Annotated in this window: 13 protein-coding genes; 11 read left to right on the forward strand and 2 right to left on the reverse strand. The window is 71.4% G+C overall.

Annotated features, from left to right (window positions below):
* Positions 1 to 9: 9 nt before the first annotated feature.
* Positions 10 to 1,401 carry an aminotransferase-like domain-containing protein gene (locus ASG45_RS15285; protein ID WP_055839739.1) on the reverse strand — a complete coding sequence of 464 codons (1,392 nt, stop codon included), beginning with the start codon at positions 1,399 to 1,401 and terminating at the stop codon, positions 10 to 12.
* A 129-nt stretch (positions 1,402 to 1,530) separates the two neighbouring features.
* Between ASG45_RS15285 and ASG45_RS15290 the strand changes: the two genes are divergently transcribed.
* The 10 genes from ASG45_RS15290 (at position 1,531) to ASG45_RS15335 (ending at position 15,614) form a co-directional block, all read left to right on the forward strand.
* On the forward strand, positions 1,531 to 2,379 hold the full coding sequence (locus tag ASG45_RS15290; protein WP_055839742.1) for a nitrilase-related carbon-nitrogen hydrolase: 849 nt from the start codon (positions 1,531 to 1,533) through the stop codon (positions 2,377 to 2,379).
* Position 2,380: 1 nt separating this feature from the next.
* A complete protein-coding gene (hydA, locus tag ASG45_RS15295) occupies positions 2,381 to 3,817 on the forward strand; it encodes a dihydropyrimidinase (protein WP_055839745.1) in 1,437 nt (478 codons plus the stop codon).
* Between the two features lie 10 nt (positions 3,818 to 3,827).
* Positions 3,828 to 4,856, forward strand: coding sequence for a TIGR03842 family LLM class F420-dependent oxidoreductase (locus ASG45_RS15300; protein ID WP_055839749.1), 1,029 nt, complete (start codon positions 3,828 to 3,830; stop codon positions 4,854 to 4,856).
* A complete protein-coding gene (locus tag ASG45_RS15305; protein WP_082516648.1) occupies positions 4,853 to 5,827 on the forward strand; it encodes an ABC transporter permease in 975 nt (324 codons plus the stop codon). Before ASG45_RS15300 ends, ASG45_RS15305 begins: the two co-directional genes overlap by 4 nt.
* The gene (locus ASG45_RS15310) at positions 5,824 to 6,630 is read left to right on the forward strand and encodes an ABC transporter ATP-binding protein (RefSeq protein WP_055839752.1); all 807 of its coding nucleotides are present in this window, start codon (positions 5,824 to 5,826) and stop codon (positions 6,628 to 6,630) included. The genes ASG45_RS15305 and ASG45_RS15310 overlap by 4 nt, the downstream gene beginning before the upstream one ends.
* Before the next feature lie 109 nt (positions 6,631 to 6,739).
* On the forward strand, positions 6,740 to 7,522 hold the full coding sequence (locus ASG45_RS15315; RefSeq protein ID WP_055839756.1) for an ABC transporter permease: 783 nt from the start codon (positions 6,740 to 6,742) through the stop codon (positions 7,520 to 7,522).
* Positions 7,523 to 7,590: 68 nt separating this feature from the next.
* Positions 7,591 to 8,763 carry an ABC transporter substrate-binding protein gene (locus tag ASG45_RS15320; protein WP_055839759.1) on the forward strand — a complete coding sequence of 391 codons (1,173 nt, stop codon included), beginning with the start codon at positions 7,591 to 7,593 and terminating at the stop codon, positions 8,761 to 8,763.
* 148 nt (positions 8,764 to 8,911) lie between these two features.
* Entirely contained in the window at positions 8,912 to 10,150 is a 1,239-nt protein-coding gene (locus ASG45_RS15325) for an LCP family protein (RefSeq protein ID WP_055839762.1), read from the forward strand.
* A gap of 31 nt (positions 10,151 to 10,181) precedes the next feature.
* Positions 10,182 to 11,369, forward strand: a complete 1,188-nt coding sequence (locus ASG45_RS15330; protein WP_055839765.1) for a glycoside hydrolase family 3 N-terminal domain-containing protein — start codon at positions 10,182 to 10,184, stop codon at positions 11,367 to 11,369.
* A gap of 75 nt (positions 11,370 to 11,444) precedes the next feature.
* Positions 11,445 to 15,614: a DUF3418 domain-containing protein gene (locus ASG45_RS15335; protein WP_055839767.1), complete on the forward strand. Its 4,170-nt coding sequence runs from the start codon at positions 11,445 to 11,447 to the stop codon at positions 15,612 to 15,614.
* Positions 15,615 to 15,659: 45 nt separating this feature from the next.
* Here ASG45_RS15335 and ASG45_RS15340 read toward each other — a convergent pair whose 3' ends face one another.
* Positions 15,660 to 16,151 (reverse strand): MarR family winged helix-turn-helix transcriptional regulator, encoded by a 492-nt coding sequence (locus ASG45_RS15340; protein WP_055839913.1) that lies wholly within the window; start codon positions 16,149 to 16,151, stop codon positions 15,660 to 15,662.
* Between the two features lie 39 nt (positions 16,152 to 16,190).
* Here ASG45_RS15340 and ASG45_RS15345 point away from each other — a divergent pair, with 39 nt between their 5' ends.
* Positions 16,191 to 17,045: a DMT family transporter gene (locus tag ASG45_RS15345; protein WP_082516649.1), complete on the forward strand. Its 855-nt coding sequence runs from the start codon at positions 16,191 to 16,193 to the stop codon at positions 17,043 to 17,045.
* Positions 17,046 to 17,106 lie beyond the last annotated feature (61 nt).

The raw sequence follows: 17,106 nt of genomic DNA on the forward strand, positions 1-17,106 counted from the left end.
TGACGGCCCCTACGACAGCGGAGGAGCCGAGGCCGCCCGGGCGAGCGCGTCGGCAACGAGCCGAACGTTCTCGGTGACCGATCCCGCCGTCACCCGCACCCACTGCTGCGCCGAGGCGTCGGCGAGGAACGGCCCGCCCGCGGCGACCGCGATGCCCTCTGCGGCGAGGTAGACGAGGGCGGCGCGCTCGTCGCGGACAGGCAGCCACAGGTTGATCCCGTCGGGTGCGCCCACGTCGATGCCGAGACGTCGCAGGGCCGCGGCCATGCGATCGAGCCGATCACGGTAGATGAGGCGGGCCGTGCGGACCGGCGCGACGGAGCGCGGGTCGATGAGCAGTTCGAGCAGCACCGACTGCAGCAGCCGCGACGTCCACCCGGGTCCCAGCATGCGACGGCGCACGATCCGCTCGACGATGTGAGCGGGTCCGCCCAGCGCGGCGATGCGCAGATCGGGGCCGTGCGACTTCGAGAACCCGCGCACGTGCACGACCTGGGCGGGGATCCACCGCGCGAGGGTGACCGCCGGGGCAGTGGCGATGAGAGCGGAGTGGTCGTCTTCGATGACCGTCACCGCGCGTCCTCCGGGAACGGTGAGCAGCACGTCTGCCAGGCGTCGCGCCCGCGCCGCCGACATCGACACCCCGGTGGGGTTCTGCGCCCGGGTCTGCAGCACCAGCGTCGAGGGCCGCTGCGCGAGCACGCGGGCCAGGGAGGCGGGCAGGATGCCGTCGGCATCGCTCTCGAGCGGGATCACGACGCCGCCGGTGGCATCGACCAGGTCGAAGATGTACGGGAAGCCCGGTGACTCCACCGCGACCCGGTCGCCGAAGCGCACCACCTGCTCGACCGTGCGGGAGATGCCGTCGAGCGCCCCGTCGACGACGGTCAACGCCTCGACCGTGCGCACCGGCCAGTCCTCGGCGAGCACGTCGTGCAGTTCGGGGAGCACGGGCAGGTCGTGATAGCGGCCGGTGTCGGCGCGAGGTCGCGCGCGCGAGAGCGCCCGCTCGATCGAGGGGAGCATCGCCGGATCCGGCGTGCCGAGCGACAGATCGAGACGGATGCCGTGCGCGCCCCGTCCGCCGAGTCCGCTCGGGGTGGGTGTCGGTGGCATCGCCCGCTCGCTCGAGGACATTCCTCGTACCCGTGGACTCAGCCACTCGCGACGCTCGGAGCGCACGAAGGTGCCCGAGCGACCGCGAGAGGTGACGACTCCCGCCTGGGCGAGCGCGCGCCAGGCCGCGGCTACCGTTCCGGTGGACAGCCCCAGGTCGGCCGCCATCTGCCGGACGGTGGGAAGGCGCTCCCCCGGCCCGAGCGTGCCGTCGGTGACGAGACGGGCGATCTCGGCGGCGAGCCCCGCGGCGGAGCGGGACTCGAGGGCGCGGGGCGAGAGCATGCGGCTCCAATTAACGACGAAGTCACCCGACGAAATCGTCGGGAAATGTTCAGGCGCGACAGTAACAGAACGACCCGCACGAATGCGACCACTCGCACTCCCCGGCGGGGCAGAGACCGAGGAGGACCCATGACGACGGTGCGAGCGGCCATCACGCAGACCACGTGGACCGGTGACAAGGAATCGATGCTCGACAAGCACGAGCAGTTCGCCCGCGACGCCGCAGCCCGCGGCGCCGAGATCGTGTGCTTCCAGGAACTCTTCTACGGTCCCTACTTCGGCATCACGCAGGACCAGAAGTACTACCGCTACGCCGAGCCCGTCGACGGGCCGATCGTGCAGCGCTTCGCCGCCCTGGCCAAGGAGCTGGGACTGGTCAGCGTGCTCCCCATCTACGAAGAGGCGCAGACCGGGGTGTACTACAACACCTCCGTGCTCGTCGACGCCGACGGCACCGTGCTCGGCAGCTACCGCAAGAACCACATCCCCCACCTCGAGAAGTTCTGGGAGAAGTTCTACTTCCGCCCCGGCAACCTCGGCTACCCCGTGTTCGAGACCGCCGTGGGCAAGGTCGGCATGTACATCTGCTACGACCGCCACTTCCCCGAGGGCTGGCGAGAGCTGGGCCTGAACGGCGCCCACATGGTGTTCAACCCCAACGCCACCAAGCCCGGGCTGTCGAACCGCCTGTGGGAGGTCGAGGGGCCGTGCGCCGCGGTCGCCAACGGTTACTTCGTGCTGCAGCCCAACCGCGTCGGACGCGAAGACAACGAGTACGGCGACGAGGCGGTGTCGTTCTACGGCAGCAGCCAGGTGATCGACCCCCGCGGCAACCACGTCGGCGCGATCGGCTCGGCCGAGCACGAAGAGCTGCTCATCCGCGACCTCGACATGGACCTCGTTCAGCAGATGCGCGACGACTGGCAGTTCTACCGCGACCGTCGTCCCGACACCTACGGCGAGATCGTGGAGGCCTGACATGGCCACCACCCTGATCACGGGCGGCACGGTGGTCTCGGCGACCGGGCGCACCGCCGCCGACGTGCTCCTGGACGGCGAGACGATCGCCGCCGTGCTGTCGCCCGGGTCGACCCTGCTCGGCCACGACCTCGCGGCATCCGTCGACGCCGTCATCGACGCCACCGGCAAGTACGTCATCCCGGGCGGGATCGACGCGCACACGCACATGCAGCTGCCCTTCGGCGGTACGAGCGCCTCCGACACGTTCGAGACGGGCACTCGCGCCGCCGCGTGGGGCGGCACGACGACCATCGTCGACTTCGCCGTGCAGCGCGCCGGCGAGCGCGTGCAGGACGGCCTGGCGCACTGGCACGAACTCGCCGCCGGCAACTGCGCGATCGACTACGGCTTCCATCAGATCGTGGGCGGAGTGGATGCCGACTCTCTCGCCGCACTGCCGGGCCTGATCGACGAGGGCATCTCGAGCTTCAAGATGTTCATGGCCTACCCCGGCGTCTTCTACGCCGACGACGCCCAGATCCTGCGGGCGATGCAGGTCGCCGCCGACACCGGACTGCTCACGATGATGCACGCCGAGAACGGTCCCGTCATCGACGTGCTCGCCGAACAGCTCATCGCCAAGGGCAAGACCTCGCCGTACTTCCACGGCGTCGCCCGCGCCTGGCAGATGGAGGAGGAGGCGACCCACCGCGCCATCATGCTGTCGCACCTGACCGGCGCGCCGCTGTACGTCGTGCACGTCAGCGCCAAGCAGGCGGTGGAGCAGCTCGCCTGGGCGCGCGACAACGGCCAGAACGTCTTCGGCGAGACGTGCCCCCAGTACCTCTACCTGTCGCTCGAAGACCAGCTCGGCGCGAACAGCGAGCAGTGGGGCGACTTCGAGGGCGCCAAGTGGGTGTGCTCCACCCCCCTGCGTTCGAAGGACGAGGGCCACCAGCACCACATGTGGCAGGCGCTGCGGACGAACGACATCCAGATGGTCTCCACCGACCACTGCCCCTTCTGCATGAAGGACCAGAAGACGCTCGGCCAGGGCGACTTCCGCGCGATCCCCAACGGCATCGGCTCGGTCGAGCACCGGATGGACCTCATTTACCAGGGCGTCGTCACGGGACAGATCACCCTCGAGCGCTGGGTGGAGCTGACCAGCACCACTCCCGCGCGCATGTTCGGCATGTACGGCAAGAAGGGCGTCATCGCGCCCGGTGCCGACGCCGACGTCGTCGTCTACGACCCGGCCGGGCACACCTCGATCGGCGTCGGCAAGACCCATCACATGAACATGGACCACTCCGCGTGGGAGGGCTACGAGATCGACGGCCACGTCGACACCGTCATCTCGCGCGGCAAGGTCGTCGTCGACGACGGCGCGTACCTCGGATCCCCCGGCGACGGGCGATTCGTCAAGCGCGGCCTGAGCCAGTACCTGGTCTGAGAGGAACCCCATGGATTTCGGTGTCGTCCTGCAGACCAATCCCCCCGCGGCACGCACGGTGCAGCTGTCTCAGCTGGCCGAGGCGCACGGCTTCAGCCACGTGTGGACCTTCGACTCGCACCTGCTGTGGCAGGAGCCGTACGTCATCCACTCCGCCATCCTCGCCGCCACCCGCCGGGTCACCGTCGGCCCGTTCGTGACCAACCCCGCCACCCGCGACTGGACGGTCACGGCCTCCACCTTCGCGACCCTCAACGAGATGTACGGCAACCGCACGATCTGCGGCATCGGCCGCGGCGACTCCGCCGTGCGCGTGACCAACGGTCGGCCCACCACGCTGAAGGCCCTGCGGGAGTCGATCCACGTCATCCGCGAACTCGGCAACTCCCGCGCCGTGGAGTACAACGGCGCGACGCTGCAGTTCCCCTGGAGCCGCGGGTCGGAGCTCGAGGTGTGGGTCGCCGCCTACGGACCGCTCGCGTTGAAGCTGACCGGCGAGGTGGGCGACGGCTTCATCCTGCAGCTGGCCGACCTCGACATCGCCGAGTGGATGATCCGCACCGTCCGCCGCGCGGCCGAAGACGCCGGGCGCGACCCCGACGAGATCTCGTTCTGCGTCGCCGCCCCCATGTACATCGGAGACGACACCCCCGAATCCCGCGCGCACATGATCGAGCAGTGCCGCTGGTTCGGCGGCATGGTCGGCAACCACGTCGCCGACATCGTGGCGAAGTACGGCGGCGACTCGTCGGTGCCCGCCGCGCTGACCGACTACATCGCGGGGCGCACCGGGTACGACTACAACTCGCACGGAAAGAGCAACAACGACCACGTCGACTTCGTGCCCGACGAGATCGTGGAGCGCTTCTGCGTGCTCGGCACCGCCGAGGAGCACATCGCCAAGCTCGAGAAGCTCCGCGCCCTCGGGGTGACGCAGTTCGCCGGGTACCTCCAGCACGACAACAAGGAGGAGACGATGCGCGTCTACGGCGAGACGGTCATTCCGGCGCTCACTCCCCCGGTGACGGCGAAGCGGTGACCGACCAGGTGCTCGCGCCGGGGACGACCACCGCGGTCGTCTCCGAGGAGCGGATGCCGCGGGGCGGCCGTTCCTCACGCGGGCGCGCCACGGCGATCCGCGTCGGCTGGGGAGTGCTCGGGATCGCCGCGGTCGTGGCGGTGTGGGAGCTCTACAAGCTGCTCGGACCCGCCGACGGCGTGACCGTCGGAAGTGACGGATCGGCCGGATCGGGCGTCATCCTGCTGCCGCGCAGCCACGATCGCGCCATGCCGCACGTGGGAGACATGGTGGTGCGCATGTTCGCGCCCACGAGCGGAGGAGACACCCCGCCGCTGATCGTGTCGGTCGCGGGAGCCGCCGGCATGACGCTGGGCCTCGCCGCCCTCGGCTGGGTGATCGGCGTCGTGGTCGGCTCGCTCCTGGGCGTGGCGATGCAGCGGTGGCGTCTCGTCGAGGCGGGGCTGCTCCCCTGGATCGTCGTGAGCCAGATCGTGCCGCTCATCGCCTTCGCCCCGGTGGTCAACGCCATCGGCACGCAGGTCGACCGCTCCGGCTTCCCCTGGCCGCCGTGGCTCTCGGTGGCCCTGATCGCGTCGTACCTGGCGTTCTTCCCCGTCGCCGTCGGCATGTTGCGAGGCCTCTCGGCCCCGGATGCGATGCACCTCGACCTCATGCGGGCGAGCTCCGCCGGGTGGTGGCAGACGCTGGTGCGCCTACGGCTGCCCGCCGCCGTTCCCCACCTGCTGCCCGCCCTGCGCCTCGCCGCCGCGTCGGCGGTCGTCGGCGCGGTCGTCGCCGAAGTCTCGATCGGTCTGCGGGGCGGCATCGGGCGCATGCTCATCCAGCTCGCCGGCCAAGCCTCGTCCGACCCGGCCGCCCCCTGGGCGCCCACCTTCGGCACCGTCGTGATGGGACTCGTCGCAGCCTTCGGCGTCGCCCTCGTCGGCGTCGCACTACACCGCTTCCGTCGCGGGGAGGACACCGCATGACCGCCCAGACCGCCACCGACCTCGCCGTCCGCGCCGCGGGCGTCGGCAAGGTGTTCCCCAGCGCCGGAGGCGAGGTGACCGCGCTCACCGGCGTCGACCTCACCGTCGCCGCCGGCGAGTTCGTCTCGCTCATCGGACCCTCCGGCTGCGGCAAGTCGACACTGCTGCGACTCATCGCCGATCTCGACAGTCCGACCGGCGGCGAGCTGACGCTGTACGGGAAGTCGGCGCGCCAGGCGCGACTCGACCAGGACTACGGCATCGCCTTCCAGCAGGCGGCGCTGCTGCAGTGGCTGACGGTGGCCGCGAACATCGCTCTTCCCCTCGACCTGCACAAGTGGCCCCGCGCCCGCCGCGACGCCCGCGTGGCGGAGCTCGCCGAACTCGTCGGACTCACCGACTTCATCGGCCGCTACCCCGACCAGCTCTCGGGCGGCATGCAGCAGCGCGTCGCGATCGCCCGCTCCCTCGCCGCCCAGCCCCGACTGCTGCTGATGGACGAGCCGTTCGGCGCACTCGACGAGATGACCCGCGAGCGGTTGCAGTCCGAGCTCGCGCGCATCGCCGCCGAGACCGGAGCGGCCGTGGTGTTCGTGACGCACTCCATCCCCGAGGCGGTGTTCCTCTCGGACCGCGTGGTCGTCATGAGCCCCCGACCGGGACGGATCACCGACGTCATCGACACCCGCCCCGGCCGCGAGCGCGACGACGACCTGCGCGAGTCGCCGGAGTTCTTCGCCCGCGTCACCGCCGTGCGCGAAGCGTTGCACGGCACCCCCGTCCACCGGGCGAACGAGCGATGAGCGGGGTGCGGCTCATGGCGCGGACGTGCGTGGCATCCGGGGTCTCGATCAGCGCATCGGATGCCGTGACCCGGCGCGCCGTGGCCTCGCTTCCCGCCGGAGGTGGTCGATGAACGCCACTCCCCTGCCGGGCTGGGCGCGCCTGGCCGCCCCCGTCGTCGTGGGTCTCGCGGGGTTGCTCGCCTGGTACGCGTTCGTCGCCTCGGGCAGCGCGCCGCGCATGCTGCCCGACCCGTTCGCCGTCGCGACCGAGCTCGTCGCGCGCTTCCCCCTGGTGGGGGAGGCCGCCGGCATCACCGGCACCAATGCCTTCGTGGGGCTCCTCGCCGGAACCGTCGTCGCCGTGCTGATCGCCGCCCTCGCCGCAACCTGGCGACCGGTCGACGGCATGACCGCCCCGCTGGTCGCGGCCCTCGCGGTGGTGCCGATCGTCGCGCTCACCCCCATCCTCAACACGATGTTCGGGGCCTCCAGTCAGTTCGGACGGCAGGCCGTGGCCGGGATCGCGGCGTTCGTGCCGGTGTTCGTGAACACGCTGAGGGGCCTGCGCCAGACCCGGCCCGTGCAGCGCGACCTGTTCCGCGCGACCGCCGCCACCGGCGGACAGACCTTCCTGCGTCTGACCCTCCCCACCGCGCTGCCCTACCTGCTCACGGGCGTGCGGGTCGCGGCATCGCTCGCCGTCATCTCCGCCCTGGTCGCCGAGTACTTCGGCGGTCCCGCCGACGGCATCGGCACCGCCATCGCGACCTACGCCAAGTCGGGCCGCGCGGCCCTGGCGTGGGCGTTCGTGGGCGGCGGTATCGCGATCGGTCTCATCTTCTTCGCCGTGACCGCGCTGCTCGAACGCGTCGTCGCGCGACGCCTCGGCGCGCTACGCCCGCCCGGCTGACCGGCATCCCGGTCCTCACAGAGCCTGCACCACCACGACACGCTCCACCCGAACCGGAAGGACCATCCATGAGACACAGCACCCGTCGCGCCCTCGGCGCGGTCGCCGGGGTCGCCGTCGCGGCCCTCACACTGTCGGCCTGTTCGGGCGGAGGCTCCGAACCCGCGGCATCCGAGGGCGACTTCACGCCCCTGACCTCGGTGAAGCTGCAGCTGCAGTGGCTGCCGCAGGCGCAGTTCGCGGGCTACTACGTCGCCCTCGACCAGGGCTACTTCCAGGAGGAGGGCTTCGACGACGTCGAGGTGCTGCCCTCGGGCGGCGACATCGTGCCGCAGGACGCGCTCGTCGCGGGCGATGTCGACTTCGCCGTCGCCTGGGTGCCGAAGGTGCTCGGCACGATGGAGAACCAGGGGGTCGAACTCACCGACATCGCGCAGGTGTTCCAGAAGTCGGGAACCACCCAGGTGTCGTGGAAGGGCTCGGGCATCACGAGCGTCGACGACTTCGAGGGCAAGCGCATCGGCTCGTGGGGCTTCGGCAACGAGTGGGAGATCTTCGCCGCGATGGCCGACAAGGGCCTCGACGCCTCGACCGTGCAGATCACGACGCAGGACTTCTCGATGAACGCCCTGCTCGACAAAGACGTGGATGCCGCCCAGGCGATGACCTACAACGAGCTCGCGCAGCTGCTCGAGACGGTCGACCCCGCCACCGGGAAGCTGTACACGATGGACGACATCGACGTGATCTCGTACGAGGACACCGCCGGAGCCATGCTGCAGGACGCCCTCTGGGCCGACACGCAGCGACTGGCCGACGACCCCGCCTACGCCGACGCCGCGAAGCGCTTCCTCAAGGCCGTCGTCAAGGGCTGGGTGTACGCCCGCGACAACCCCACCGAGGCCGCGGACATCACGTACGCCGCCGCGACCGCGCCGGGCGTCGACGCGTTCCCCGTGGGCCCCACCCACCAGCTGTGGCAGATGAACGAGGTCAACAAGCTCATCTGGACCGGCGGCGACTTCGGCATGATCGACACCGCAGCCTGGGACAAGACGGTCGCCGGAGCGATGAAGGCCGTCAACCAGGACGGTCTGAACCTCATCACCGCCGAGCCCGCCGACACGGCCCACTCCAACGAGTACATCGAGGCGGCCCTGTCGGAACTGAAGGACGAGGGGGTCACCGTCGACGGCGACTACACGCCGATCGAGGTGACGCTCACCGAGGGCGGTCAGTAGGACCCCACCGACGGGGCGGCCGGGTCACCGGTCGCCCCGTCGGCGTGCGTGACGGCGTGCGGCCCCGCCCGCGGCCGGGCCGTTCTCACGGGTTCGCCCCGACGCGCCGCGCACAGGTGGGCGCGGGTCAGCGTGGTTGACTGACCCGATGCAGAGCTCGCCCCCCGCCCAGCGCTCGCGGGTCCGCCCGGCATCGCCTCGTCGGCGGTGGATCAGAATCATCGCCCTCACCGTCGCCGTCGTCGTCCTGGCCGCGCTGGTCGTGGGCGGCTACACGGCGTGGTCGCTGTCGCAGAGGCTTCAGGATGCCGCGGTGCCCCTCAACGACCCGCCCTCTCAGGCTCCGTCGCTCAGCACCTACGACGAGCCGTTCTCGCTCCTGGTCGTGGGCACCGACGAGTGCGACGATCAGGTCAAAGACGCCTTCGGCGAGCGCTGCACCGACCCCGGCGCCGAGGGCAACCGCAACGACGTCAACCTGCTCGTGCACGTCTCGACGAACCCGCGGCGCGTGACGGTGGTGTCGTTCCCCCGCGACCTGCAGGTCGCGATCCCGGACTGCACGCGCGAAGACGGCTCGGTCTCGTCGGGCGTCGGGAAGGCCTCGATCAACACCGCGTACGAAGCGGGCGGGCTGACCTGCGTCGCCGACACGGTGTCGGATCTGTCGGGCCAGCCGATCCCGTTCGCCGCGAAGGTCAGCTTCGGCAACGTCGTGAACATCACCGACGCCGTCGGTGGGGTCGAGGTGTGCATCGGCGGCGACGGCATCGACGACTACGACGCGGGCATCGCGTGGGAGCCCGGGCTGCGCGTGGTGAAGGGGTACGACGCCCTGGCGTTCCTGCGCACCCGCAAGGGCATCGGCGACGGCAGCGACCTCGCGCGCATCGGCAACCAGCAGCAGTACCTCTCGCGGCTTCTCAACAAGCTGCGCAGCGACGAGGTGCTCTCGAACCCGGTGACCTTGATCGGCCTGGCCAACACCGCCGTCGACAACATCACCCCGAGCGAGAGCCTCGCCGACCCGCTGCGCCTCGCGCAGCTCGGCTACACGCTGAAAGACGTGCCCCTCGGCGACGTCACCTTCGTGCAGTACCCCGTGGTCGACGACCCGTCCGACACCAACCGCGTGATCCCCGACGACGCGGCGGCGGCCGTGCTCTGGGACGCCCTCGCCCGGAACGCTCCCCTCGCCCTCACCGGTGAGGCGGGAGCCAACGGCGGCGTCGAGATCGATCCGTCGCAGCCGCAGCCGGCACCCGTCGAGACGACGCCGGCACCGGATGCCACGACGGCGACGCCGGCGCCGGAGGTCGTCGAGCTGCCGGGCAACGTCAGCGGGTCGAAGGCCGACCAGTCCACGTGCTCCGTCGGAAACGGCTGATTCCCGGGCGGGGCAGACGGGGGCGTCCCCGATGGGAGACGATCGAGGGGTGAAGAACGCCTCGCGCTCCGCGGTCCTGCTCGTGCTCACCGCCCTGACGTTGACCGGCTGCGTGCCCCCACCGGCTCCGGCGCCGAGTCCGACGGCATCCCCGTCACCGACGCCGACGCCGACGGTCACACCGACGCCGACAGCCACGCCCGACCCGGCGGCGGCTCTCAGCCTGGAAGACAAGGTGGGTCAGATGTTCATGGTCGGCACCTCGGTCGACGGAGCCGATCCGACCACCCTCGCCGCCGTGACCGACGATCACATCGGCGGGATCTTCCTGCACGGACGATCGGATGCCGGGACGCAGGCGACCGCCGCGCTCGTCGGCGGATTCACCTCGGCCGTCGCCGCCGGCGACCCCGAGCTGTGGGTCGCCACCGATCAGGAGGGCGGGACCGTGCAGGTGCTCTCGGGCCCGGGGTTCGACGAGATCCCCTCGGCCGTCGACCAGGGCGGGCAGGACGACGCCACGCTGCGGGCGAACGCGGCGACCTGGGGCGCGCAGCTCGCGCAGGCGGGCGTGAACATGAACCTCGCCCCCGTCGCCGACATCGTCACGAGCCCCGAGACGGCGGCATCCAATCCCCCGATCGGCGAGCTCGCGCGCGAGTACGGCTACGACGGCGCCACCGTCGCCGCGAAGGCCGGGGCGTTCGCCGACGGGATGCGCGACGGCGGCGTGCTGCCGACGTTCAAGCACTTCCCGGGCCTCGGTCACGTGGGCGAGAACACCGACACCACGGCCGGCGTCACCGACGACTTCGTCACCGCCGACGGCGCCGACGTGGGCGTGTACTCGACCGTGCTGCCCGCTGGTCCCGCGGTGGTCATGCTCTCGACCGCGGTCTACGCCAAGATCGACCCCAACGCCCCCGCCGCCTTCTCGCCCACCGTGGTGGGTGTGCTGCGCGACACGGTGGGGTTCGACGGCGTCGTGACGACCGACGACCTCTCGGCCGCCCAGCAGGTGCAGGCGTGGTCGCCGGCCGACCGGGCGACCCTCGCCGTCGAGGCGGGGATCGACCTGCTGCTGGTGTCGGCCGACTCGTCGGTCTACCCCGAGATGCGACAGGCGGTGCTCGCCCGGGCGCAGGCCGACAGCACGTTCGCGGCCAAGGTGGACGCCGCGGCCTCCCGCATCCTCGCGCAGAAGGCGTCGATGCCCTGACGGGTCTCGGCGCTCCGCCCGCATCCGGGGGGGGCACGGCACCCGACGGCGGACACCGCGATAGGCTCGAAGGCTGTGTCTGTCGAACCCGTCATCGTCTACCCGCCCGAGCTGCCCGTCAGCGCCGCGCGGGACGAGATCGCGCGCGCCATCCGCGACCACCAGGTCGTGATCGTGGCCGGGGCGACGGGCTCGGGCAAGACCACGCAGCTGCCCAAGATCTGCCTCGAGCTCGGGCGCACCTCGATCGCGCACACGCAGCCCCGCCGCATCGCCGCGCGCACGATCGCCGAGCGCATCGCCGAAGAAATGCAGGTACCGCTGGGCTCCACCGTCGGGTACAAGGTGCGCTTCACCGACAAGGTGTCGGCCGACACGCGCGTCGCGCTGGTCACCGACGGCATCCTGCTCAACGAGATCCACCGCGACCGCCTGCTGCGCCGCTACGACACGATCATCGTCGACGAGGCCCACGAGCGCTCCCTGAACATCGACTTCCTGCTCGGGTACCTGCGCCGCATCCTGCCGAAGCGCCCCGACCTCAAGGTCATCGTCACCTCGGCCACCATCGACCCCGAGAGCTTCGCGCGCCACTTCGCCGCTCCCCCGGCCGAGCCCGGCGGCGATCCGGTTCCCGCGCCGGTGATCGAGGTGTCGGGCCGCACGTATCCGGTCGAGATCCGCTATCGACCGGCCGGTGGGGCCGAGATCGTCGAGGGTGCGGGCGAAACTCCTGAGGATGGGGATGCCGACGGCACGGACGCCGCGTCATCCCGCCGCCGCGAAGCATCCGGCCCGCAGAAAGTCAGGAGTTCGGCCCGGCCCGCCGCCAAGCCCGGGCGCGACGGCGACGACATCGACGAGGTCGGAGCCGTGGTGGCGGCTCTGCGCGAACTCGACCGTGAGTCGTCGGGCGACGTGCTCGTCTTCTTCCCCGGCGAGGCCGAGATCCGCGATGCGGCGGATGCCATCCGCGGGGCGTACCGGAACGACGCCGCGCCCACCGAGGTGCTGCCGCTGTACGGACGCCTCTCCGCCGCCGAACAGCACCGCGTGTTCGAGCGTTCGAGCGTCGCCGGTGTGCGCCGCCGCGTCATCCTGGCCACGAACGTCGCCGAGACGAGCCTCACCGTTCCCGGCATCCGGTACGTCGTCGACACCGGCACCGCGCGCATCTCGCGCTACAGCAACCGCTCGAAGATCCAGCGTCTGCCGATCGAGGCCGTCTCGCAGGCCTCGGCGCAGCAGCGTTCGGGCCGTGCGGGCCGCACCTCGCCGGGCATCGCGATCCGCCTGTACTCCGAAGAGGACTTCACCCGGCGTCCGGAGTACACCGAACCCGAGATCCTGCGCACCTCCCTGGCATCCGTCATCCTGCAGATGCTCTCGCTCGGTTTCGGCGACATCCAGGCCTTCCCCTTCCTGACCCCGCCCGATTCGCGGGGCGTGAAGGCGGCGTTCGACCTGCTCGTCGAGCTCGGCGCCGTCAAGCTGCCCGCCCGCGGAGAGTCGGGAACGCCGCGTCTGACCGAGATCGGCCGCGAGATCTCGCGCCTGCCGATCGATCCCCGCTTCGCCCGCATGCTCATCGAGGCGCGCCGCAACGACGTGCAGTCCGAGGTGCTGGCGATCGTGTCGGGCATGTCGATCCAAGACGTGCGCGAGCGCCCCGAGGAGCGCCGCGACGAGGCCGACCGGTTCCACGCGCGTTTCACCGACCCCACCAGCGACTTCCTCTCGCTGCTGAACCTGTGGGAGTACCTGCAGGAGAAGCAGGCCGAGCTCGGCTCCAGCGCCTTCCGACGCCTCTGCCGCAGCGAGCACCTCAACTACGTGCGCGTGCGCGAGTGGGTCGACGTGCACCGGCAGCTGCGATCGTTGGGCGGCGAGCGCGGCTCCAACGACGGCGGGCGCGGGCGCGGCGGTCGGAACCCCGTCCCACTTTCGGCTGTCTCAGACCCCTCCAGGCCTCATGATTCGGGACACGGCTCGCACGAATCGGGACGAGGTTCGCACCGCGGCCCCCAGCACGACGCCTCTGCCCCCGAGGGCCACGCCGCCGGCGATGCCATCCACCGCGCCATCCTGTCGGGGCTGCTGTCGCACCTCGGCATCCTGGATCCACGCACCGTCGCGCAGGCCAAGGATCGCAAGGCACCGGGAGAGGCCCGCCCCACCAAGGGCGAGTACATCGGCGCGCGCGGTGCGCGATTCGCGATCTTCCCGGGTTCCGGGCTGAAGAAGCGGCGTCCGTCGGCGGTCATGGCCGCCGAGCTCGTCGAGACCTCGCGGCTGTTCGCGCGCACCGTCGCCGCCATCGACCCGGCGTGGGCGGAGGACCTCGCCCCCGACCTGGTGAAGCGGTCGCTGAGCGAGCCGCACTGGTCGAAGGATGCCGGGGCCGCCGCGGCCTACGAGAAGGTGACGCTCTTCGGGGTCGAGCTCGTCGGCCGGCGCCGGGTGCAGCTCGCGCGTTTCGATCGTCCGCTCGCGCGCGAGATGTTCGTGCGGCACGCCCTCGTCGAGGGCGAGTGGGACCCCTCGGTGCTCGACAAGCGGCTCACCGCGTTCCTGCGTCGCAACCAGGAACAACGCCGCCTGCTCGAGAAGATCGAGGAGCGCGAGCGCCGCCGCGACATCCTCATCGGCGACGAAGCGGTCTTCGCGTTCTACAACTCGCGGATCCCCGCCGACGTCAGCGACGTGCGCTCGTTCGAGGCCTGGTGGAAAGACGCCTCGAACCGCACGCCGCACCTGCTCGACCTGCGCGAATCCGACCTCACCGGCGACCGCGCGCAGGGCGATGACCGGGCTTTCCCCGCCCGGTGGCAGCAGGGCGACCAGACGCTGAACCTCGCCTACCGTTTCGAACCCGGCGCCCCCGACGACGGCGTGACGGTCGTCGTACCCCTGCCGTTGCTCGCGCAGCTGCGGCCCGACGGCTTCGACTGGCAGGTGCCGGGCATGCGCGACGAGCTCGTCACGGCGCTGCTGCGCGCCCTGCCCAAGACCATCCGCCGCAACGTCGTGCCCGCCGCCGACTGGGCCGAGAAGTTCAGCGCCGAGCTGGCGGAGAAGGGGCCCGAGCAGGCCAACGGCCTGCCCCGCACCACGCTCGTCGACTCGCTCGCCGCGCTCGTGCAGCGCGTCGCCAACCAGCGCGTGAGCGCCGCCGACTTCGAGCTCGAGCGCGTACCCGGTCACCTGATGGTGTCGTTCCGCGCGGTCGACACCCGCGGCCGCGCGATCGGCAGCGACCGCGACCTCGGCGCCCTGCAGCGCCGCCTGGCCGACAAGGCGCGCTCGAGCGTCGAGTCGACCATCGCGCGCCCCTCGACCCGCGCGTCGGCGCGCGTCGCCGAGGCCTCGCCCGCGTTCGCTTCGCGCGCGAAGCTCACGACCTGGGACCTCGACGAGCTGACCGAGGTCGTCGACACCCCGGTCGCCGGCGGCGTCGTGCGCGGCTACCCGGCTCTCGTCGACGAGGGCGACAGCGTGGCGCTCCGCGTCGAGGCGACCCCCGAGGACGCCGCGCGGAACACCCGCGCCGGCATCCGTCGGTTGATGCTGCTCGCCGTGCCCTCCCCCGCGACGTACGTTCTCGATCACCTCACCGCGAACGAGAAGCTCGCGCTCGCGGCATCCCCGTACCAGAACGCGAAAGCGTTGATCGAGGACGCGCGCGTGGCCCTGGCCGACGACATCCTGCGGCGCGAGGCCCCCTCGGGCCTGGTGCGCACCCGGGCCGACTTCGAGCGGGTGCGCGACGCCTTCTCGGCGGCGTCGGTGGACCGCACGTTCCAGACCGTGTCGCTTGCGGCGAGGATCCTGCTCGGCCAGCGCGAGGTGGAGCGGGCGATGAAGGATGCCGCGTCCATCACCCTGCTCGGAGCCCTCAACGACGTGCGGGGGCAGCTGAAGGGTCTGCTGTTCTCGGGGTTCCTCTCGCGCGCGGGCCTGTCCCGACTGCAGCACTACCCGCGTTACCTCGCGGGTGCTCTCGACCGGGTGAAGACCCTGTCGGACAACCCCGGCCGCGACCGCCAGCGCATGACCGAATACGAGCGGACCGCCGCCGGCTTCGTCGAGGCGGGGGGTGCCATGCCCCTCCCGGCGGACGCGCCGGCGAACCTCGTGCAGACCCGCTGGCTGCTCGAGGAGCTGCGCGTGAGCCTCTTCGCCCAGCGCCTCGGCACGGCCGAGCCCGTGTCGCCCCAGCGCATCGCCAAAGCTCTGAAGTCCTAGTCCCCGCCGACCCGACCCGGCCCGCGGCGCGGGAGGGACGGGGGCTCAGACGCCCAGAGCGCTCCCCCACTCGCGCAGCAGCGACTCCAGAGCGCGGCGCTGGGCGGGAGTCAACGACGCGAGCAGGCGCTGCTCGTTCGCCGTGTGCGCGACCACGGCCTCGTCGATCACCCGGCGGCCCTCGGCGGTGAGCGAGACCACGCGACCGCGACCGTCGCCGTCGCTCGCGCTGCGCGAGACGAGACCGGATGCCAGGAGCCGATCGACGCGTTTCGTCACCGCGCCGGTGGTCACCATCGTGTGGCGCGCGAGCTCGCCCGGGGCGCAGGCGTAGGGCTCGCCGCCGCGGCGCAGGGCGGCCAGGATGTCGAACTCGCCCTCGCCCAGACCGAAGCGTCGGAAGACGCCGAGCAGCTCGGCCTCGAGGTGATCGGTGATGCGGCTGAGGCGCCCGAAGATCTGCATCGGTGAGGCGTCGACGTCGGGCCGTTCGGCGGCCCATTGCTCGACGATCCGGTCGACGTGGTCGGCATCCATGCTCCCACTATATCTTCCGCGGAAGCTATAGTTCCTTCCATGGAAGATAAATGGCGTCTCGTCGCCGTCACCGCGGTCGCCCCCATCGCCTGGGGAGCGACCTACGTGGTCACGCGACATCTTCTGCCGGCCGATGCCCCGCTCTGGGGCGCGGCGCTCCGCGCCCTCCCCGCGGGCCTGCTGCTGTGGACCCTCGCCCGCCGCCGGCCACGTGGCAGCTGGTGGTGGAAGGCGCCGGTGCTGGGTCTGCTCAACTTCGGCGCGTTCTTCGTCCTCGTCTACCTCGCCGCTCAGCTGCTGCCCTCCTCGATCGCCTCGTCGGTGATGGCGCTCTCGCCGCTCACCCTCGCGGGTCTCGCCTGGCCCCTGCTCGGTCAGCGCCCGACCCTGCGCTGGGCCGCGGGAACCCTGCTCGGCGTCGCGGGTGTCGTGCTCGTGGTGGGCTGGAGCACCGGGGTGGTGCCGGCGCTCGGGGTGGTGATCTCGGCCACCGCGCTGCTGGTGTTCTCGCTCGGCGGCATCCTGACCACGCGCTGGAGCGACGAGGTGCCGCTGCTCGCGACCACCTCGTGGCAGCTGATCGCGGGCGGACTGGCCCTGACGGTGGCGGGCGTCGCCGTCGAAGGCGCACCGCCCCGGGTGGATGCCGCGGGGATCGCCGCCTACGCGGGCATCGCCGTCGTCGCGACCGCGCTCGCCTTCGTCTGCTACTTCACGGGCCTGCGTCACCTGCCCGCCGGCACGGTGGGACTGATCGGACTGCTCAATCCCGTGACCGGGGTGCTGCTCGGCGTCATGGTCGGTGGCGAGTCGCTCGCGGTCGCGCAGATCGCCGGGATCGTCCTCGTGCTGGCCGCCATCGCCGCCTCGCGCCCCGCCCGCACCCGCGCGTGAGTCGCCGGCATTCGTCGCCCGCGAGCCGAGCGGAGCGACGAATACCGGCGACTCACGCGGT

It is taken from the genome of Microbacterium sp. Leaf436 (genome assembly GCF_001424715.1).
Taxonomy (GTDB): domain Bacteria; phylum Actinomycetota; class Actinomycetes; order Actinomycetales; family Microbacteriaceae; genus Microbacterium.